Source organism: Pantoea sp. EKM101V (genome assembly GCF_011800325.1).
Taxonomy (GTDB): Bacteria; Pseudomonadota; Gammaproteobacteria; order Enterobacterales; family Enterobacteriaceae; genus Pantoea; species Pantoea anthophila.
In genome coordinates this window covers 210,960-229,343 of record NZ_JAALFP010000002.1, presented here as the reverse complement: position 1 = coordinate 229,343, position 18,384 = coordinate 210,960, and the positions used below count along the sequence as shown (strand labels likewise).

14 protein-coding genes are annotated in these 18,384 nt (G+C 55.9%); 6 read left to right on the top strand and 8 right to left on the bottom strand.

The features are described from left to right. Window positions 1-157 precede the first annotated feature (157 nt). Window positions 158-1,558 (bottom strand): asparagine--tRNA ligase, encoded by a 1,401-nt coding sequence (asnS, locus tag HFD92_RS05000; protein WP_009091079.1) that lies wholly within the window; start codon window positions 1,556-1,558, stop codon window positions 158-160. A 158-nt stretch (window positions 1,559-1,716) separates the two neighbouring features. Next, the gene (gene pncB / locus HFD92_RS04995; protein WP_167428426.1) at window positions 1,717-2,922 is read right to left on the bottom strand and encodes a nicotinate phosphoribosyltransferase; all 1,206 of its coding nucleotides are present in this window, start codon (window positions 2,920-2,922) and stop codon (window positions 1,717-1,719) included. Between the two features lie 243 nt (window positions 2,923-3,165). On the opposite strand from pncB, the gene pepN reads away from it, so the two are divergent. Then, the gene (gene pepN / locus HFD92_RS04990; protein ID WP_167428425.1) at window positions 3,166-5,781 is read left to right on the top strand and encodes an aminopeptidase N; all 2,616 of its coding nucleotides are present in this window, start codon (window positions 3,166-3,168) and stop codon (window positions 5,779-5,781) included. A gap of 41 nt (window positions 5,782-5,822) precedes the next feature. Here pepN and ssuB read toward each other — a convergent pair whose 3' ends face one another. The 5 genes from ssuB to ssuE are packed head-to-tail and all read right to left on the bottom strand — an operon-like array spanning window position 5,823 to window position 10,084. Continuing rightward, a complete protein-coding gene (gene ssuB / locus HFD92_RS04985) occupies window positions 5,823-6,611 on the bottom strand; it encodes an aliphatic sulfonates ABC transporter ATP-binding protein (protein WP_009091072.1) in 789 nt (262 codons plus the stop codon). Then, window positions 6,608-7,399 (bottom strand): aliphatic sulfonate ABC transporter permease SsuC, encoded by a 792-nt coding sequence (ssuC, locus tag HFD92_RS04980; protein ID WP_058957440.1) that lies wholly within the window; start codon window positions 7,397-7,399, stop codon window positions 6,608-6,610. The genes ssuB and ssuC overlap by 4 nt, the downstream gene beginning before the upstream one ends. A gap of 10 nt (window positions 7,400-7,409) precedes the next feature. Further along, window positions 7,410-8,558 (bottom strand): FMNH2-dependent alkanesulfonate monooxygenase, encoded by a 1,149-nt coding sequence (ssuD, locus tag HFD92_RS04975; RefSeq protein WP_111209024.1) that lies wholly within the window; start codon window positions 8,556-8,558, stop codon window positions 7,410-7,412. Window positions 8,559-8,567: 9 nt separating this feature from the next. After that, window positions 8,568-9,521, bottom strand: a complete 954-nt coding sequence (locus tag HFD92_RS04970; protein ID WP_255461696.1) for a sulfonate ABC transporter substrate-binding protein — start codon at window positions 9,519-9,521, stop codon at window positions 8,568-8,570. Window positions 9,522-9,532: 11 nt separating this feature from the next. Continuing rightward, window positions 9,533-10,084, bottom strand: coding sequence for an NADPH-dependent FMN reductase (gene ssuE, locus HFD92_RS04965; protein WP_167428505.1), 552 nt, complete (start codon window positions 10,082-10,084; stop codon window positions 9,533-9,535). 738 nt (window positions 10,085-10,822) lie between these two features. Between ssuE and HFD92_RS04960 the strand changes: the two genes are divergently transcribed. The 4 genes from HFD92_RS04960 (at window position 10,823) to HFD92_RS04945 (ending at window position 15,048) form a co-directional block, all read left to right on the top strand. Then, complete coding sequence (locus HFD92_RS04960; RefSeq protein WP_167428424.1) at window positions 10,823-11,803, top strand: glycosyltransferase; 981 nt, start codon at window positions 10,823-10,825, stop codon at window positions 11,801-11,803. Between the two features lie 102 nt (window positions 11,804-11,905). Further along, complete coding sequence (locus tag HFD92_RS04955; RefSeq protein ID WP_009091062.1) at window positions 11,906-13,207, top strand: flippase; 1,302 nt, start codon at window positions 11,906-11,908, stop codon at window positions 13,205-13,207. Window positions 13,208-13,341: 134 nt separating this feature from the next. After that, window positions 13,342-14,352, top strand: coding sequence for a quinone-dependent dihydroorotate dehydrogenase (pyrD, locus tag HFD92_RS04950; RefSeq protein ID WP_111208088.1), 1,011 nt, complete (start codon window positions 13,342-13,344; stop codon window positions 14,350-14,352). A gap of 153 nt (window positions 14,353-14,505) precedes the next feature. Continuing rightward, entirely contained in the window at window positions 14,506-15,048 is a 543-nt protein-coding gene (locus HFD92_RS04945) for a cell division protein ZapC (RefSeq protein ID WP_009091060.1), read from the top strand. On the opposite strand, the gene HFD92_RS04940 is transcribed toward HFD92_RS04945, so the two are convergent. Then, window positions 15,049-16,158, bottom strand: coding sequence for a YcbX family protein (locus HFD92_RS04940; RefSeq protein WP_167428423.1), 1,110 nt, complete (start codon window positions 16,156-16,158; stop codon window positions 15,049-15,051). It abuts the gene before it with no gap. Between the two features lie 111 nt (window positions 16,159-16,269). On the opposite strand from HFD92_RS04940, the gene rlmKL reads away from it, so the two are divergent. Next, complete coding sequence (rlmKL, locus tag HFD92_RS04935) at window positions 16,270-18,384, top strand: bifunctional 23S rRNA (guanine(2069)-N(7))-methyltransferase RlmK/23S rRNA (guanine(2445)-N(2))-methyltransferase RlmL (protein WP_167428422.1); 2,115 nt, start codon at window positions 16,270-16,272, stop codon at window positions 18,382-18,384.

The following is an 18,384-nucleotide window of genomic DNA, read 5'->3' as shown; positions in this document are numbered from 1 at the left end:
TACTAAACTCGTAATCTGGTTTCTAAAGGAAAATATGTATTACAAAATGTAAAAAAGACGGAACTTTGTGAGAGAACTCAAAATTTACAAAAATAAAAAAAGGCCGGCAGTGCCGACCTCTTTATATATATGATTTTCTTATATTTAATGCCGAATGTCAGAAACTCGCGTTACGTGGGGTGCGTGGGAAGGGGATAACGTCCCTGACATTTTGTACGCCGGTAACATAGGCGATTAAACGTTCAAAGCCCAGACCAAAGCCAGAATGCGGAACGGTGCCATAGCGACGCAGGTCACGATACCACCAGTAATCCTCTTTATTCAGCCCCATCTCTTCCAGACGCGCATCCAGCACATCCAGACGCTCTTCACGCTGTGAACCGCCGATGATCTCACCAATGCCCGGCGCCAGAACGTCCATCGCCGCCACGGTTTTGCCATCCTCGTTCAGGCGCATATAGAACGCTTTAATATCTTTCGGGTAGTTTTTCACAACCACTGGCGCTTTGAAGTGTTTCTCTGCCAGATAACGCTCGTGTTCAGAGGAGAGGTCGATACCCCAGGATACCGGATTCTCGAAGGTCTGACCGCAGTTCTTCAGAATCTCAATCGCATCGGTGTAGTCGACCTGAGCAAAATCGGTGGTGATGAAACGCTGCAGGCGCTCAACAGCCTCTTTATCGACACGCTCAGCAAAGAAGGCCATGTCGTCAGCGCGCTCTTCCAGCACCGCGTTAAAGACATATTTCAGCATGGCTTCGGCCAGTGCTGCGGCATCATCCAGCGAAGCAAACGCAATTTCCGGCTCCAGCATCCAGAATTCCGCCAGGTGACGGCTGGTGTTAGAGTTTTCGGCGCGGAAGGTCGGACCAAAGGTGTAAATCTTCGACAGGGCGCTGGCATAGGTTTCACCGTTCAGCTGACCTGATACGGTCAGGAACGCCTCTTTGCCAAAGAAATCTTCAGCGAAATCGACTTTGCCCTGATCGTCACGCGGCAGGTTTTCCAGATCCAGCGTCGAAACGCGGAACATCTCGCCTGCGCCTTCGGTGTCTGACGCGGTGATCAGTGGAGTGGAGACCCAGAAATAGCCATTTTCATGGAAGAAACGGTGCAGCGCCTGCGCCAGAGTATGGCGGACGCGGGCAACCGCGCCAATCAGGTTGGTGCGCGGACGCAGGTGAGCCACTTCACGCAGATACTCAATGCTGTGGCGCTTAGCCGCCATCGGGTAGCTGTCCGGATCTTCCACCCAGCCCACCACTTCCAGATGGGTCGCCTGAATCTCAAACGCCTGGCCCTGACCCGGCGAAGCCACCACTTTACCGGTGACGATAACCGAACAGCCCGTGGTCAGACGCAGCACTTCATCCTGATAATTATTCAGAGAATTATTGACGACAGCCTGAACGGGATTAAAGCAGGAGCCGTCATACACGGCGATGAAGGAAAGACCGGCTTTGGAATCTCTTCGGGTACGCACCCAACCACGTACGGTGACTTCACTGTCAACCGCGACGCGACCGTGCAGTACGTCCGCTACAGGCACTACGCTCATAAATATCTCTCTATATAGAAGAAGTGAGTAAAAAAAGTTGCCCCATCCGGGGTTTTGCTATGTTACTTGCGAGTCTTCAGGAAACAAGCAAAATTCAGGCTGAAAACAGATTTATTACAGCAGAGGCGGGGCGTATTGACGCCCCGATAAGAGGGGATTTAACTCGCTTTTTTCACCAGCGGCAGGTCAAAGGCTTTACGCAGCGCTCTGACAAAGGCTTTGTCCTGACAGATCGTTTTACCCGGGCTGTCGGAGAGTTTTGCCACCGGTTTACCGTTGCACTGCACCAGTTTAATGACGATATTCAGTGGCGTGACGCCCGGAATATCGCAGGTCAGACGGGTGCCGATACCGAAAACCACATTCGTTCGCTGACCAAAATGGCGGTAAAGCGCCAGCGCTTTATCGAGATTCAGATTGTCAGAAAAGACCAGATTTTTGCTTAAGGGATCGATACCCAGCTTCTGATAGTGGGCGAGCGCTTTCTCACCCCACTCAACCGGATCGCCGGAATCGTGGCGCAGACCCTGATAACGGCGGGCGAACACCGGGCCAAAGTCGCGCAGGAACGCATCCATGGCGATACAGTCGGTCAGCGCAATACCCAGCTGGTCGTCATACTCATCCAGCCACGCCTGCAGTGCTGCCCGCTGGCTGTTCGCCAGAACGGGACTAATCTGCTGGAACGCCTGAAACCACTCGTGCGCCTGGGTGCCCACTGGCGTGAGTGACAGGCGGCGCGCCAGGTCATAGTTACTGGTACCAATCAGCCAGGGGAAATCCTGTTTCAGCGTTGCGACAATCGACTGCTGTACATCCTGTGAATAGCGACGGCGGGTGCCGAAATCCATCAGGCGGAAGCGTGACATGTCGAGGTCGGCCACCTGCGCGTTAAAGTCGCTGAGCTTATGATGCAGGTGGTCAATCGCCTGCTGAGTGGTGACCTGCGGTGTGCGATGACGATGCACAATCTCGCTGATCAGCGCCAGCAGTGGCACCTCCCACAGTATCACTTCACGCCACGGCCCCTGAATACGAAGGTCCAGCTTGCCGTGGTGATTGCGCACCTCAACCTGCTCCGGTTTGTAGCGGAACTGGCGAAGCCAGCTCAGGTAATCTTCGCGAAAGAAGGGAAGATGAGACAACCAGATCGCTTCATCTTCAGTCAGCGCCAGATTTTGCATTGCGGTTATCGCGTCACGAATTTCGTCAGCGTAGAGACCCAGCAGTTCGTCGCCGCGGCAGCGAAACTCCGCCGTCACCGTTACGTCGTGGTAGCGGTGGAAAACGGCCTGCTGCATATGGAGCTTATAGGCGTCCGTATCCAGCAGCGAGGTCAGTATCGGGGAAGCATGTCCTGTCATGGCGCGTTTCAGCATCCTGTTCGGTGGCGCAGAGCCCGGTGTTGTACACAGTCATAAAGACGCAAAAGTATAATTCACTATCTGACGCCGATCACAGCATATTTCAGTCCGGCGGGTCGAGGCCAATCTGTGCCTTTGTTAACAAACTGTAGACATTTCACCCTTTAGCTGCATTGTGCGTGGCAAGCTTGTTGTAACAAGCTTAGACTTTGCCGGTAAACTTATAACAACGCGAGACGGAATATGACGCAACAGCCCCAAATCAAGTATCGCCACGACTATCGTGCGCCTGATTACACCATCACCGACATCGATTTAACCTTTGAACTGGATGCGTCGACCACCCGCGTAACGGCCATCAGCCAGGTCAAACGGCTGGGCGACAGCCAGGCTGAGCTGCGCCTGGACGGGGAGGCGTTAACGCTGATTGCGCTGGAAATCAACGGGCAGCCCTGGACGGCGTTCCGTGAAGAAGAGGGGGCGCTGGTCATCAGTCAGCTGCCGGAAAGCTTCACCCTGAAAATCATCAACGATATTCATCCGGATCAGAACACGGCGCTGGAAGGACTGTACAAATCGGGTGAGGCGCTCTGCACCCAGTGCGAAGCTGAAGGCTTCCGTCATATTACCTGGTATCTCGATCGCCCGGATGTGCTGGCGCGTTTTACTACCACCATTTATGCCGACGGCAATCGCTATCCCTACCTGCTCTCCAACGGTAACCGGATCGACGGCGGCCAGGACGATCAGGGGCGCAACTGGGTGAAGTGGCAGGACCCATTCCCGAAACCCTGCTATCTCTTTGCGCTGGTGGCGGGCGACTTCGACGTGCTGCGCGACAGCTTTACCACCCGCTCAGGCCGTGATGTGGCGCTGGAGATCTTCGTCGACCGCGGCAATCTCGACCGCGCTGACTGGGCGATGACCTCGCTGAAAAACAGCATGAAGTGGGATGAGGAGCGTTTCGGTCTGGAGTATGACCTCGACATCTTTATGATCGTGGCAGTGGACTTCTTTAATATGGGGGCGATGGAAAACAAAGGCCTCAACGTCTTTAACGCCAAATATGTACTGGCCAAAGCTGAAACCGCGACCGACAAAGATTATCTCGGTATTGAAGCCGTAATTGGTCATGAATATTTCCATAACTGGACCGGTAACCGCGTGACCTGCCGCGACTGGTTCCAGCTCAGCCTGAAAGAGGGGCTGACGGTCTTCCGCGATCAGGAGTTCAGCTCCGATCTGGGTTCGCGCGCGGTGAACCGCATCGATAATGTGCGCATCGTTCGTGGTGCACAGTTCGCCGAAGATGCCAGCCCGATGGCGCACCCGATCCGCCCGGATCAGGTGATCGAAATGAACAACTTCTACACTCTGACCGTGTATGAAAAGGGATCGGAAGTGATCCGCATGATGCACACGCTGCTGGGTGAGGAGAATTTCCAGAAAGGCATGCAGCTCTATTTTGAGCGCCACGACGGCAGCGCGGCAACCTGTGATGATTTTGTTCAGGCGATGGAAGATGCTTCAAACGTCGACCTGTCGCAGTTCCGCCGCTGGTACAGCCAGTCGGGTACACCGGTCCTGACGGTCCGTGACGACTATAATCCGGAGCTGGAACAGTACACTCTGCATGTTACCCAGCACACGCCAGCCACCGCCGACCAGAAAGAGAAGCTGCCGCTGCACATTCCGCTGGATATCGAACTCTATGATGGTGAAGGCAAGGTGATCCCGCTGCAGCATAATGGGCAGCCGGTGCATCATGTGCTGAATGTTACCGAGGAGTTCCAGACCTTTATTTTCGACAACGTCTACTTCCAGCCGGTGCCGTCGCTGCTGCGTGAATTCTCTGCGCCGGTGAAGCTCGACTATAAGTGGAGTGACGCGCAGCTTACCTTCCTGATGCGCCATGCCCGCAACGACTTCTCCCGCTGGGATGCGGCTCAGAGCCTGCTGGCTACCTATATCCGCCTCAATGTCGCCCGCTATCAGCAGGGTCAGCATCTGTCGCTGCCGCTGCACGTCGCCGACGCGTTCCGCGCAGTGCTGCTTGATACCGACTGCGACCCGGCACTGACCGCGCTGATCATGACGCTGCCGTCAGAAAATGAGATTGCCGAGCTGTTTGACGTTATCGATCCGCAGGCCATCTCACTGGTGCGGGATGCGTTGCAACGTACGCTGGCGCGCGAACTGGCCGATGAATTCTTTGCGATTTACAACGCCAATCAGCAGCCAGAGTATCGCGTGGAGCATGAGGCGATTGGTCAGCGCAGCCTGAAAAATATCTGCCTGACCTATCTCGCCTTCAGCGATGCGCAGCTGGCGGACAAACTGGTGCAGGCGCAGTATCAGCAGGCGACCAACATGACTGATGCGCTGGCCGCTCTTTCTGCCGCTGTGGCGGCGCAGCTGCCGTGCCGCGATGCGCTGCTGGCGGCGTATGATGAGCGCTGGCATCAGGATGGTCTGGTCATGGACAAATGGTTTGTGCTGCAGGCGACCAGCCCGGCTGCCAACGTGATGCGCAACGTGCGTCAGCTTCTGACGCATCGCTCCTTCACGATGAGTAACCCGAACCGCGTTCGCTCGCTGGTGGGTGCCTTTGCCTCCGCGAACCCTGCTGCTTTCCATGCAAAAGATGGCAGCGGCTATAAGTTCCTGGTCGAGATGCTGACTGACCTCAACACCCGTAATCCGCAGGTGGCGGCACGGATGGTGGAGCCGCTGATTCGCCTGAAACGCTATGACGAAACGCGTCAGGCGATGATGCGCGAGGCGCTGGAAGAACTGCTGACGCTGGATAAACTCTCTGGCGATCTCTACGAGAAAATCACCCGGGCGCTGAACGCCTGATAATAAAAAGGCGGAGCGTCTGAGACGGCCTCCGCCTTTTTTTAGCGCTGCTGCGCCAGTCGCACTGGTGGAGTGCGCTCTGTACGCTGCATCACCCGATCCAGCACCTCCGCTTCCAGCTCGGCGAGTCGTGCCGATCCCCGGCGCCGCGGCCTGGGCAAATCGACCTGAAGATCCAGCCCGATCTCTCCCTCCTCAATCAACAGCACCCGATCCGCCATCACAACCGCCTCACTGACATCGTGTGTGACCAGCAGCACGGTAAAGTGATGCTGCTGCCACAGCGACTCAATCAGTCCCTGCATTTCGATGCGGGTCAGGGCATCCAGCGCCCCCAGTGGCTCATCCAGCAGCAACAGACCGGGACGATGGATCAGCGCCCGGGCCAGCGCAACCCGCTGTTTCTGGCCTCCCGACAGCGCAGCAGGCCACTCATCCGCCCGATCGGCAAGTCCGACTGCCGCCAGCGCATCCCGCGCCGCGCCGCGCCATTCGCGTCCGCGCAGTCCCAGGCCGACGTTATCGATCACTTTTTTCCACGGCAGCAGTCGCGCATCCTGGAACATCAGACGGGTATCGTCGCGCGCCGACTGCAACGGCGCATTGCCCGCCAGCAGCTCACCGCTGGAGCAGTGCTCCAGTCCGGCCAGCAGGCGCAGCAGGGTACTTTTGCCACAGCCGCTGCGGCCCACGACCGCCACAAACTGACCGGAAGGGATATGCAGGTCAATTTTATTAAGAATAGTGCGGTTGCCATACTGTTTGCTGACGCCGTTGACGCCAACCGGGGTGCCGGTGTTGAGGCGTGCCGGTGAGAGAATCGGACTCATGCGTTCTCCTCCTTTAATTGATAAGCGGGATGCCAGCGCAGCCAGACACGCTCCAGCAGCAGCGCGGCGACATCCGCCAGTTTACCGAGCAGGGCGTAGAGAATAATGGCGACCACCACCACATCCGTTTGCAGAAATTCCCGCGCATTCATCGCCAGATAGCCGATACCGGCGTTGGCGGAAATGGTTTCCGCGACGATCAGCGTCAGCCACATCAGGCCGAGGGCAAAACGCACGCCGACCATGATATTCGGCAGCGCGCCGGGCAGGATCACCTGGATAAACAGACTCCAGCCGGAGAGACCGTAGCTGCGGGCCATCTCAACCAGCCCGCGGTCAATATTACGGATGCCGTGATAGGTGTTGAGGTAGATAGGGAAGAGCGTGCCCAGCGCCACCAGGAAAATCTTGGCCGACTCATCAATACCGAACCAGAGGATCACCAGCGGGATCAGGGCCAGATGCGGCACGTTGCGCAGCATCTGAACCGAGGTATCGAGCAGACGCTCACCGGTTTTTGAGGTGCCCGTAATCAGTCCAAGTATCAGACCGATAGAGCCGCCGATAGCGAAACCGACCAGCGCCCGCCAGCTGCTGATCGCCAGGTGCTGCCACAGTTCGCCGCTGACCGTCAGCTGCCAGAAGGTGGTCACGATTTTCTCCGGCGCGGGCAGAATGCGGGTTGATAACCAGCCGGTTTGCGAGGCAATCTGCCACACCACGATCAGCAGGAGAGGCAGCAGCCACGGCACCAGCGTATCGGCAAGACGTTTTCGGGTTCTGGCCATTCTGCTCTCCTCAGCCCCGGGCGACTTTTTTCTCAGGGGTAAAATCGTTGGCTACCGCTTCACCGTGCGCCTGAACGACGCGAGGCTGCGGGACCAGCGGCACCTGCAGGTCGAGATGCGGGAACAGGAGTTCCCCGACGCGATAAGCCTCTTCCAGATGCGGGTAGCCTGACAGAATAAAGGTCTCGATACCCAGCGCTTCATACTCTTTGATCCGGGCGGCAACGGTCGGGCCATCACCCACCAGTGCGGTTCCGGCACCGCTGCGCACCAGACCGACACCTGCCCAGAGGTTCGGGCTGATTTCGAGCTTGTCGCGGCGACCCCCGTGGAGCGCGGCCATGCGACGCTGTCCGACAGAATCGGCGCGCTGGAATGCCGCCTGCGCTTTTGCGATGGTGGCGTCATCCACATTGGCAATCAGCCGGTCAGCCGCCTGCCAGGCCTCTTCATTAGTTTCACGCACAATCACATGCAGACGGATACCGAACCGCACGGTCCGGCCCTGAGCAGCCGCTTTCGCGCGCACCTGCTCAATTTTCTCTTTGACCTGCGCAGGCGGCTCGCCCCAGGTGAGGTAGACATCAACCTGCTCCGCGGCCAGCTCCTGCGCCGGTTCCGAGGAGCCGCCAAACCAGAGCGGCGGGCGAGGCTGCTGGACCGGTTTAAACATCAGCCGCGCCCCGCGAACGTGCACATGCCTGCCTTCATAATCGACGGTTTCCCCCTCAAGAACCCGACGCCAGACGCGGGTAAACTCGGCGGATTCCGCGTAACGCTCGCGGTGATCGAGGAACACCCCGTCGCCCGCCAGCTCTTCCGGATCGCCGCCGGTCACCAGGTTGAACAGCGCCCGCCCGTTAGAGAGGCGATCCAGGGTGGCGGCCTGACGGGCGGCCTGCGTCGGTGAAATCACACCCGGCCGCAGCGCCACCAGAAAACGCAGACGCTGAGTGACCGGAATCAGCGAGGCGGCCACCAGCCAGGCATCTTCACAGGAGCGGCCGGTCGGGATAAGGACGCCGCCAAAGCCCAGACGGTCAGCGGCCTGCGCCACCTGCTGCAGATAGGCGTGATCAACCGGTCGCGCCCCTTCAGCCGTGCCAAGATAGTGTCCGTCGCCATGGGTTGGCAGGAACCAGAAAACAGATACGCTCATTGTTGCTCCTTATTGCGTGACGGTGTGGGGATGCCAGAGACGATCCTGAATCGTCACTTTGACTGGCAACAGATGATTGGCATAAAAGAGATCGGCGGTGCGCTGCTGCGCGGCGGCCGTTTCGGCACTGACCGGTGAAATGCGGGTCGGCGGCCGGTGATCCAGATAGCTGGCGATAACCGGTTCGGGCAGGCCCATCGCCTGAGCCAGCAGGGTAGTACTCTGCTGCCGCTGGCTGATGGTGAGCGCATCGGCCGCACTGAACGTGTCGAGCACCTGCTGAATAAAGGCGCCATGGGCTTCGGCATAGCTGCGGGTCGCTAAATAGAACGAGCCGGTCAGGTTGAGCGAACTGCCATCAATCAGCAGGCGCGAGTTACCCTGCTGGAGCACGGAGGAGTAGTAGGGGTCCCAGATAGCCCAGGCATCAACGTTGCCCTGCTGGAAAGCGGCGCGGGCATCGGCGGGCGTCAGATAGACCGGCGTAATATCGTTAAAGGAGAGTCCCGCCTGCTGCAGCGCGCGCAGCAGCAGGTTGTGCGAGCTGGAGCCTTTCTGGAAGGCGACTTTTTTCCCTTTCAGATCTGCCACCTGTTTCAGGGGGCTGTTTTTCGGCACCAGAATCACTTCTGATTTCGGTTTCGGCGGCTCAGAACCTACGTAGAGCAGATCAGCGCCCGCGGCCTGCGCAAACAGTGGCGGAAGGTCGCCGGTGCTGCCGAGATCGATGCTGTTCACATTCAGCGCTTCCAGCATCTGAGGGCCCGCCGGGAACTCGACCCACTTAATATGCGTATGGGGAAAACGCTTCTCCAGTAACTGATGCGACTTTGCCAGCACCATGCTGACTGAGCCTTTCTGATAACCGATACGAATCTCAGCCGGGTCGGATTCGGCGGCCTGAACCTGAAGGCCCGCCAGCAGAAGCACTGCAACCAGCCACTTTCCTAATCTCTGCTTCATTGCTCTGTTCCTTAAACCGCTTGCGCAACGGGGTGGTGGTGACGGTTCAGCGCCAGCCAGAAGGCGGAAACCGCTTCATCCAGACGCTCTGCCAGAGAGGCCTGTAATTCAGGCTGCCGGTCATAATGAACCACCTGATGATCCTCGGCATAAACGCCGTGCAGAATCTCCTGCGCCTTCAGGGCATTGAGAACCGGCTTCAGGGCGTAGTCGAGCGCCAGCATATGACCGGCACTGCCGCCGCTGGCCAGTGGCAGCACCACTTTATGTTCCAGCGCGCGTTCCGGCAGCAGGTCAAGCAGTGTCTTCAGCGCCCCCGAAAATGAGGCTTTATAAATCGGGGTCGCCACAATCAGCCCATCCGCTGAGGCCAGGTCCTCGCGTAATGCCAGCAGGGCAGGCGCATCAAAGCGCGCATTGATCAGATCGTCAGGCTGAAAGTTGTGAATATTCCAGGGAATGACTTCAACGCCACGCGCCTCCAGCTTGTGCTGACACAGCGTCAGCAGGGAAGTTGAGCGGGAGGGGAACCGTGGGCTGCCTGCCAGCGTAATAACTCGCATCATCACTCCTTATAACTAAAAGTTATTGATTATCAAATGTTGAGAACTTATGCCTTCATACTGTCAGAGCAGGGCAGTGGGCTTAAATGATTTATCCGGCAAAGTAAGCGTAAAAACTGCAAATAGAAGCGGCGGAAACCGGGACGCATCCGGGGGCATTCCGAATATTCTTAATTTCAGGGCAAACAGAGAAACGATTCATTAAGGAGGGTGATGCGAGATCGCAAAAACAGGCGGGATGCCCAAAAAAAATCGCTCTCGTCTGATTGCCTGAACATTCTGATTGTGACCGACAACCCCATTAAGCGCAGCGGCCGGGTCAGAAGCAGCACGGAAACTGACTGGTAGTGGGCTTCCTTCGTCTGCTATTAGGATTTATGCCATAAGGCAGAGTGTAATAAAAATGAAGGAATGGTGACGTTTTTCACTGATTCAGACGTTCGCTTACAGATTCCTGAATCTGGTTACGTCTGCTTTATCACCTATTTTTAAATCAATCCTCAACAGTTTTAACATTACAGCGGGGTATTGATGCACGTCTTTTAACAGTGATACTCCTGTGAAACGTTAAGATATTTTTTACGACTGGTCTTTTTTTACGAAGCCGGTTTAAGATAATCGGGCTGAATCAAAGAAACAGAATATCAGCCTCTCACTCTTTTCATCGCTTCGCCTCTGGTCAGGACCTGCATCAGGCAGGTGAATCGTTTTGTTATTTTTAACAGCTGAGAATTACCTATGTCTGACATCCTGTTATCCGTAATTATTCCAACCTACAACGTTGAGAAATATATTGTCGAGTGCGTTGATTCCTTATTGCGCCAGGTTAAATCTCCCAATGAAATTCTCATTGTGAATGATGGCTCCACCGACGGAACGCTGGCCTTACTTGAACAGAATTATGCGCATCTTTCTCAGGTGAAAATAATTACCACGGAAAACGGCGGCGCCGGTCGTGCTCGCGATGTGGGTATTGAGCAGGCCAGAGGCCAGTTCCTCTTTTTCTGCGACCCGGATGATGTCGTGGTTGATGGCCTGGTGGCGGAACTCGCGACGGTCGCGGAACAGCACCCGGAGAACGACCTGTTCTGTTTCAACTCCTGCGTTTATCGTGATGGGCAGATTGATGTCACCTCACCTAAAGTCAGACACGAAATTTTTGGCCAGCAGAAATCGCAGGAGGTCTTTTTGCATCTGCTGCGAAACGGCAGATATACCTCGGCGGCCTGGAGTTATATCGTCAGTAAGCGAATTGTCGAGCAACATAAATTACGCTTTGTTGGACGCGTTCATGAAGATCACAACTTCACGCTATCCGTGTTTGTAAAAAGTCAGCAGGCCTGGGTCAGCCGTCAGGTTTATTATAAACAGCGTATCCGTAATGGCTCGCTGACCAACAGTACCAAAAGTAATGAGTTTTTCTACCAGCGTTATAACGCTTTTATGCACGCCTACAGTACGTTAAACAGCTCGATCACGAAATCCGCCTGGCGCAGTTCGCTGGAGAAAGCCTATTTAGTTCATTCGTTTCGCCTGATGATCTACCTGTCACTCTATAATGGCACCCCCGTGCCGGAATATGTCCTGAATGCCATCCGCTTCCTGGGCCGTAATGTCAAAACAGAAAACGTCAAGGAGTGGCTACTGTTCAATCGCCCTGAACTCTTTATTGCGTTACAGCATTACAAAGTTAAAAAAGAGCTCAGTCGTGCCGCCTGATCCTGCAAAAGCAGCCGGATTCTGAAAAATTTGAAGCGATATTGTTTATGCCTTAGCGAAATGAGAAGGTGAGACATGCAATGTGTATAAGGTTGTTGCGTCATGGCAAAAGTACTCGATAAAAGTCTGATTATTAATATTTTTTCACTGCTGGCGTATCGCGGCGCGTCGTTTCTGTTTCCGCTGGCTACGCTGCCCTATCTGGCCCGTGTTCTGGGGGTAGAACAGATGGGTACGCTGGCGCTGGCGATCGCCTGCGTGCTCTATTGCAGTACCATCTCCGACTGGGGATTCAATGTCTTTACCACCAAAGATATTGCGCACCATCGTGACGACAAGGAACGTGTCAGTCAGCTCTTCTGGTCCACCTTTAACGCCAAGCTGATGCTGCTGCTGCTGACCAGTGGCACGCTGCTCACCGCCACCTGGTTTAATCCTGCCTGGCACTCACTGTTCTTTATTGTGCTGGCGAACTGCACGACGCTGGTTGGTTCGCTGTTTTCCTTTGGCTGGCTGATGCAGGGCTTTGAGAAGCTGGGTAAAACCGCAGTTATCGCCACCTTCGGTAACTTCTGCGCCATTCCGCTGACCTTTTTGCTGGTGAAATCTCCGCAGGACACCTGGCTGGCTGCGCTGATCCCTGGCGTCGTCTCCATGATCAGTGCGGCGATAACGCTGAAGTTTGTGCTGGAGATGAAAGTCATTGGCCATTACCGCTTTGAACCGCGTGAAATTAAACAGCGCATCACCGACAGCATGGATGTCTTTATTGCCATTGCCGGGGCCAACCTGTTTAACAGCGTCAACGTGGTGATCCTGGCGACCTTTACTTCTACCTATATGGTGGGGATCTATAACGGTGCCGATCGCCTGCGTAAAGCGGCAAATTCCGTGCCGGAGCAGATCGGGAGCGCCTTCTTTCCGCGCGTCAGCCACCTGTTTGGCCGGGATAAACGCGCCGCGATTGCCGCAACACGCAAAAGTCTGCTGCTCTCATTCTCTCTGAGTCTGTCGATTGTCATCTTTACCTGGTTTTTTGCTGACCTGGTCGTCTCAATTTTACTGGGTAAAGACTTTATTCCGTCGGCGGATGTGCTGCGCGTCTTCGTGCTCTGCTTCCTGTTTGGCAACATCGCCTATCCGGCCGGATTACAGATCCTGATCCCACACGGCCTGGCGCGCCAGCGTATGTGGGTCATGATGGCGGCGGGGGTGATTAACGTACCGCTCTGCTGTTTCCTGGCCTGGAAGTTTGGCGCAATCGGCGCGGCATGGTCGATGGTGGGTGCGGAAGCGTTTGTCTGTCTTGGCATTTTTGGCATCATGCATCGTCACGGTATCCTGCGGGAATATCTCTTTCCCTCTCAGGTGGAAAATCGCCCCGTAAACGATTCCGCTGCGTAAGATCAAAGCAAGGTGACTTAACTTCCCGCCTTTCCGCCCTTCGATTTACTTTTGCGCCAGAGCACTTTACCATTCTGGCGCACAATTTCCCGTGCACCGATTTTCACGATTGCTTCCGTCCTTCAGGAGAGTGCATGTTTTATCCTATCGTCCGACCGGCGCTGTTTAAGCTCGACCCCGAACGCGCGCACGAACTCACCTTTCAGCAACTGCGCTTTATGAATGGCACCCCGCTGGAACGGTTTTATCGCCAGAATCTGCCGTCGCGTCCGGTCACCTGTATGGGACTGACCTTTAAAAATGCCCTTGGCCTGGCCGCGGGCCTGGATAAAAACGCGGAGTGCATTGACGCCTTTGCGGCGATGGGCTTCGGGTTTGTTGAAGTTGGCACCGTCACGCCGCGCGCTCAGGCAGGCAATGATAAGCCGCGCATGTTCCGACTGGTTGAAGCGGGCGGGATTATCAATCGCATGGGATTCAATAATCTGGGGGTCGATCACCTGGTCGAAAACGTGAAAAAAGCGCGTTTTAACGGCGTACTGGGGATTAATATCGGCAAAAATAAAGATACGCCGGTTGAGCAGGGAAAAGAGGATTACCTGATCTGCATGGAAAAGGTGTATGCCCACGCCGGTTATATCGCCATCAATATTTCCTCACCTAACACTCCCGGTCTGCGCTCACTGCAATATGGTGAGGCTCTGGATGATCTGCTTTCCGCCATTAAACAGAAACAAAAAGCGCTGGAACAGCGTCATCTCAAATATGTTCCGCTGGCCGTAAAAATTGCTCCGGACCTCTCTGAAGAGGAGTTAATTCAGGTAGCGGACAGTTTAGTACGTCACCAGATTGATGGCGTGATTGCGACGAATACCACGCTCGATCGCTCCCTGGTCACGGGTCTTAAGCATGCTGAGGAAGCCGGTGGCTTAAGCGGACGGCCTGTCCAGTCGCGCAGCACGGCGGTCATTCAGCGCCTCTCACAGGAACTGCAGGGACGCCTGCCGATTATCGGCGCAGGCGGCATTGATTCTCTGACCGCTGCGCGTGAAAAGATTGCGGCAGGGGCCACGCTGGTTCAGATCTATTCAGGCTTTATTTATCAGGGGCCAGGATTAATTAAAGATATCGTCACACATCTCTAAGACAATTCTCACAATGCTTCGCCGGGGGGTTTATTTATCCCCTCGGCTCGTTTATATTTTGTCCTGTTGCACGATTTTTCAGCTTTTCCTTATATTCTATTTTCGCTGAATTCTGCGTGACGTATGGCGCAGCGGTAAAAGACAGGGCAGACGATGAACATTAAACCCGACGATAACTGGCGTTGGTATTTTGACAACAGCCACGACCGAATGATGCTCGACCTGGCAGACGGTATGCTTTTTCGCTCCCGCTATTCCCGCAAAATGCTCACGCCCGATGCGTTCTCAGAGTCGGGTTTCTGTGTTGATGATGCCGCCCTCTATTACACCTTTGAAGAGACCTGCCGTCAGTGCAAACTCAGTGGCAGCCATCGCGCTGAACTGGTGCTGAATGCCCTGGTCGCCGCGCGCTTCCTGAAACCGCTGATGCCGAAAAGCTGGCACTTCACCGCATATGCCCCGGCTATGCAGCCGCGGCCCGGTGAGATGGTGCAGGTTACGCTGGCAGAAGAGGGAACGCAGGCGCGTCTGCTGGTGGTTGAAAGCGGCAGTAACGCGGCGCTCTGCCTGCTGGCTCAGCCAGCACTGACGCTGGCCGGCAAAAATATGGTGCTCGGCGATGCCATCAAGGTGATGAACGACCGCCTGCAGCCCTGGTATCAGGATGTCGCACCGCGCTATGCCCGCGCGGTCTGACTACTTCAGTTCGACATCGCCTGCCGGAATACAGCTGCAGCTCAGCAGCGTTCCGTCCTGACGCACGGCGCCTTTTTTCAGCGCTTTAACTTCGCCCGACACCAGATTCAGCTTACAGCTGCCGCACAGTCCCGCACGACAGGAGTAGGGGATACGAAATCCCTGCATTTCCAGCTGATCCAGTAACACCTGCTGATTATCCCCGCGGAAGGTCTGTCCCTGAAAGGTGATAGTCACGGCATCAGGGGTCTGCGGCTGCGGTTTCAGCGTCTCAATGACCTCTCCGGCACCGTAGAGGCGCGGAGCATGGCGCTTCAGGATCACCATTTCGTCACCGGCACGTACCACACCCTGATTACGGGCCACCAGATTCAGGCCAAAATCGATATCCCCGCTGCCATCCTGGGCGCTGCGGAACGTCTGCAGAGTGGCGAGCGGATGACCGGCAGGATGTTTGCGTCCGGTTTCGGGGCTGACCGTGGTCAGCACGCAGCGACTGCAGGGTTTCGGCACTTCAAAGATGACTTCACCTATCCGGATCTCCGCCCAGCTGTCTTCATCCCATGCAGCCGCGCCGCTCACGACCAGATTGGGACGAAACTGTTCGGCACGTACGCTGGCCGGGCAGCGCTGTTGCAGGTCATGCAGCGAGGCGCTGTTCACCAGCAAAAACGGATAGCCATCGGCAAAACTCAGCGGGACATGGTCAAATGCTTTGACCCGGCGACGGGGTTCAGGTCCGACCCAGCGCAGCTGGACGTCACGGGGAAAGAACTGGCTCAGCCACTGATTCATGGCGGGCGGGGCGATGCGTGCGCTGAAGCGATTGCCCCAGACCTCGGTCGGGTGTTCCTGCTCCCCGAAATCGCTGAAGCGGATAAGCATGTGACTGCCGTCAGGCGCTTCCAGTAACAGCCCCTCAGGTAAAATAGCGGGTGTAAAGCGCACCATCTCCGGATGCTGCCGGGCGGTAATAAAGGTGCCGTCAGGTTCCGTCACCATAAACAGACGATCAAAAGCCAGCCCGCTGCCAGAAACCCGGGCGTGTGACAGCGCCAGCCCCCGCATCGACTTCACAGGATGAATAAATAAGCGGGAAAGCGTGATCATGGTGTTCTCCTTGAAACCCGACGCGCAAGACAAAAGAAGCTAACTTTATGACATAGGTCTGTGATTCGCTATAATGCGCGACAATTTTCTCAAGAGTTAAAAAGTGACGATATGAATTCTCTGTTTGCCAGCACGGCGCGTGGGCTCGAAGAGCTGTTAAAAAGTGAGCTGGACGCGCTGGGCGCGCAGGATTTGCAAGTGGTGCAGGGAGGCGTTCACTACGAAGCCGACGATCGCGTCATGTACCAAAGCCTGATGTGGAGCCGTTTAGCATCACGCATCCTGTTGCCGCTGGGAGAGTTTGGCGTCTACAGCGACCTCGATCTCTATCTGGGTGTGCAGGGCGTGGACTGGCCGTCCATGTTCGGCAGCGACAAAACCTTTGTCGTCCATTTCAGCGGCACCAATGACTCGATTCGCAACAGCCAGTTTGGTGCGCTGAAAGTCAAAGATGCCATTGTGGACAGCTTTACCCGTAAGAATCTTGAGCGTCCCAATGTCGACCGTGAGCAGGCGGATATTCGTATCAACGTCTGGCTGAATGACGATCGCGCCAGCATCGCGCTGGATCTGAGCGGCAGTTCATTACATCAGCGTGGCTATCGCCAGCAGACCGGTCAGGCACCATTAAAAGAGAATCTGGCGGCGGCGATTGTGCTGCGTTCTGGCTGGGAGCCATCCACACCGCTGATCGATCCGATGTGCGGTTCGGGTACGCTGCTGATTGAAGCTGCGCTGATCGCCTGCGATCGTGCGCCTGGCCTGCTGCGCCGTCACTGGGGCTTTATGGCCTGGAGCCAGTTTAATGCTGCGCTGTGGCAGGACGTGAAAAACGAAGCGCATAATCGTGCCCGCACCGGCACGGAGAATACGCAGGCGCGCTTCTTTGGCTATGACACGAATGGCCGGGTGCTGGAGTGGGCGCAGGCGAATGCGCGCCGGGCGGGTGTGGAAGAGCTCTTTACCTTTGCACAGCAGGATCTGCTGAAGCTGACCAATCCGGTAGATGCGGCGGTTCACGGCACGGTGCTGAGCAACCCCCCTTACGGTGAACGCCTGGAGAGCGAACCGGCGCTGATCGCGCTGCACAGTCAGCTTGGACGCCTGATGAAACAGCATTTTGGCAGCTGGAAGCTTTCTCTGTTCAGCGCCTCACCGGAGCTGCTGAGCTGCCTGCAGCTGCGCGCCGACCGTCAGTTTAAAGCCAAAAACGGCCCGCTGGATTGCGTGCAGAAAAACTATCAGCTCGCGGTGAACAGCAGCGAAAGCGCCGGGCAGATTGCGGAAGATTACGCAAACCGTCTGCGTAAAAACGTGAAAAAGCTGGAGAAGTGGGCGCGTCAGGAAGGCATTGAATGCTACCGTATTTACGATGCCGATCTGCCAGACTACAACGTGGCTGTTGACCGCTACGCTGACTGGGTGATTATCCAGGAGTATGCGCCACCGAAAACCATCGATCCCAACAAAGCGCGTCAGCGCCTGTTCGATGTGATCAGTGCGACGCTCACCGTACTGGCGTTGCCTGCAGACCGTCTGATTATGAAAACCCGCGAACGTCAGAAGGGCAAAGCGCAGTATCAGAAGCTGAGTGAGAAGGGCGACTATTTCGAAGTTAAAGAGTTTAATGCGCGTTTCCTGGTGAACCTGACCGACTATCTCGATACCGGTCTGTTCCTCGACCACCGCATTGCCCGCAAAATGCTCGGTAATATGAGCAAGGGTAAAGATTTCCTGAACCTGTTTGCTTACACCGGCACCGCCAGTGTGCATGCCGGTCTGGGCGGGGCACGCTCGACCACCACGGTCGATATGTCACGCACCTATCTGGAGTGGGCGGAACGCAACCTGCGTCTCAACGGGCTGACCGGTCGTCAGCATCGTCTGATGCAGGCGGACTGCCTGAGCTGGCTGCATGAGAGTGATGAGAATTTTGACCTGATCTTTATCGATCCGCCAACTTTCTCCAACTCCAAGCGTATGGAAGAGAGCTTCGACGTTCAGCGCGATCATATGATGCTGATGCGTAACCTGAAGCGCCTGCTGCGTCGCGGCGGCACCATCATGTTCTCCAACAACAAACGCGGTTTTAAAATGGACATGGATGGCCTGAAATCTCTGGGCCTGCAGGCGCAGGATATTACCCAGAAAACGCAGTCGCAGGATTTCGCGCGCAACCGACACATTCACAACTGCTGGCTGATCACACACGCCGGTAAGGAATAA

What these genes read in the sequence shown, in the direction of transcription:
- asnS (WP_009091079.1), bottom strand. Translation starts at nt 1,558, where the DNA reads ATGAGCGTAGTGCCTGTAGCGGACGTACTGCACGGTCGCGTCGCGGTT.
- pncB (WP_167428426.1), bottom strand. Translation starts at nt 2,922, where the DNA reads ATGACAGGACATGCTTCCCCGATACTGACCTCGCTGCTGGATACGGAC.
- pepN (WP_167428425.1), top strand. Translation starts at nt 3,166, where the DNA reads ATGACGCAACAGCCCCAAATCAAGTATCGCCACGACTATCGTGCGCCT.
- ssuB (WP_009091072.1), bottom strand. Translation starts at nt 6,611, where the DNA reads ATGAGTCCGATTCTCTCACCGGCACGCCTCAACACCGGCACCCCGGTT.
- ssuC (WP_058957440.1), bottom strand. Translation starts at nt 7,399, where the DNA reads ATGGCCAGAACCCGAAAACGTCTTGCCGATACGCTGGTGCCGTGGCTG.
- ssuD (WP_111209024.1), bottom strand. Translation starts at nt 8,558, where the DNA reads ATGAGCGTATCTGTTTTCTGGTTCCTGCCAACCCATGGCGACGGACAC.
- HFD92_RS04970 (WP_255461696.1), bottom strand. Translation starts at nt 9,521, where the DNA reads ATGAAGCAGAGATTAGGAAAGTGGCTGGTTGCAGTGCTTCTGCTGGCG.
- ssuE (WP_167428505.1), bottom strand. Translation starts at nt 10,084, where the DNA reads ATGCGAGTTATTACGCTGGCAGGCAGCCCACGGTTCCCCTCCCGCTCA.
- HFD92_RS04960 (WP_167428424.1), top strand. Translation starts at nt 10,823, where the DNA reads ATGTCTGACATCCTGTTATCCGTAATTATTCCAACCTACAACGTTGAG.
- HFD92_RS04955 (WP_009091062.1), top strand. Translation starts at nt 11,906, where the DNA reads ATGGCAAAAGTACTCGATAAAAGTCTGATTATTAATATTTTTTCACTG.
- pyrD (WP_111208088.1), top strand. Translation starts at nt 13,342, where the DNA reads ATGTTTTATCCTATCGTCCGACCGGCGCTGTTTAAGCTCGACCCCGAA.
- HFD92_RS04945 (WP_009091060.1), top strand. Translation starts at nt 14,506, where the DNA reads ATGAACATTAAACCCGACGATAACTGGCGTTGGTATTTTGACAACAGC.
- HFD92_RS04940 (WP_167428423.1), bottom strand. Translation starts at nt 16,158, where the DNA reads ATGATCACGCTTTCCCGCTTATTTATTCATCCTGTGAAGTCGATGCGG.
- rlmKL (WP_167428422.1), top strand. Translation starts at nt 16,270, where the DNA reads ATGAATTCTCTGTTTGCCAGCACGGCGCGTGGGCTCGAAGAGCTGTTA.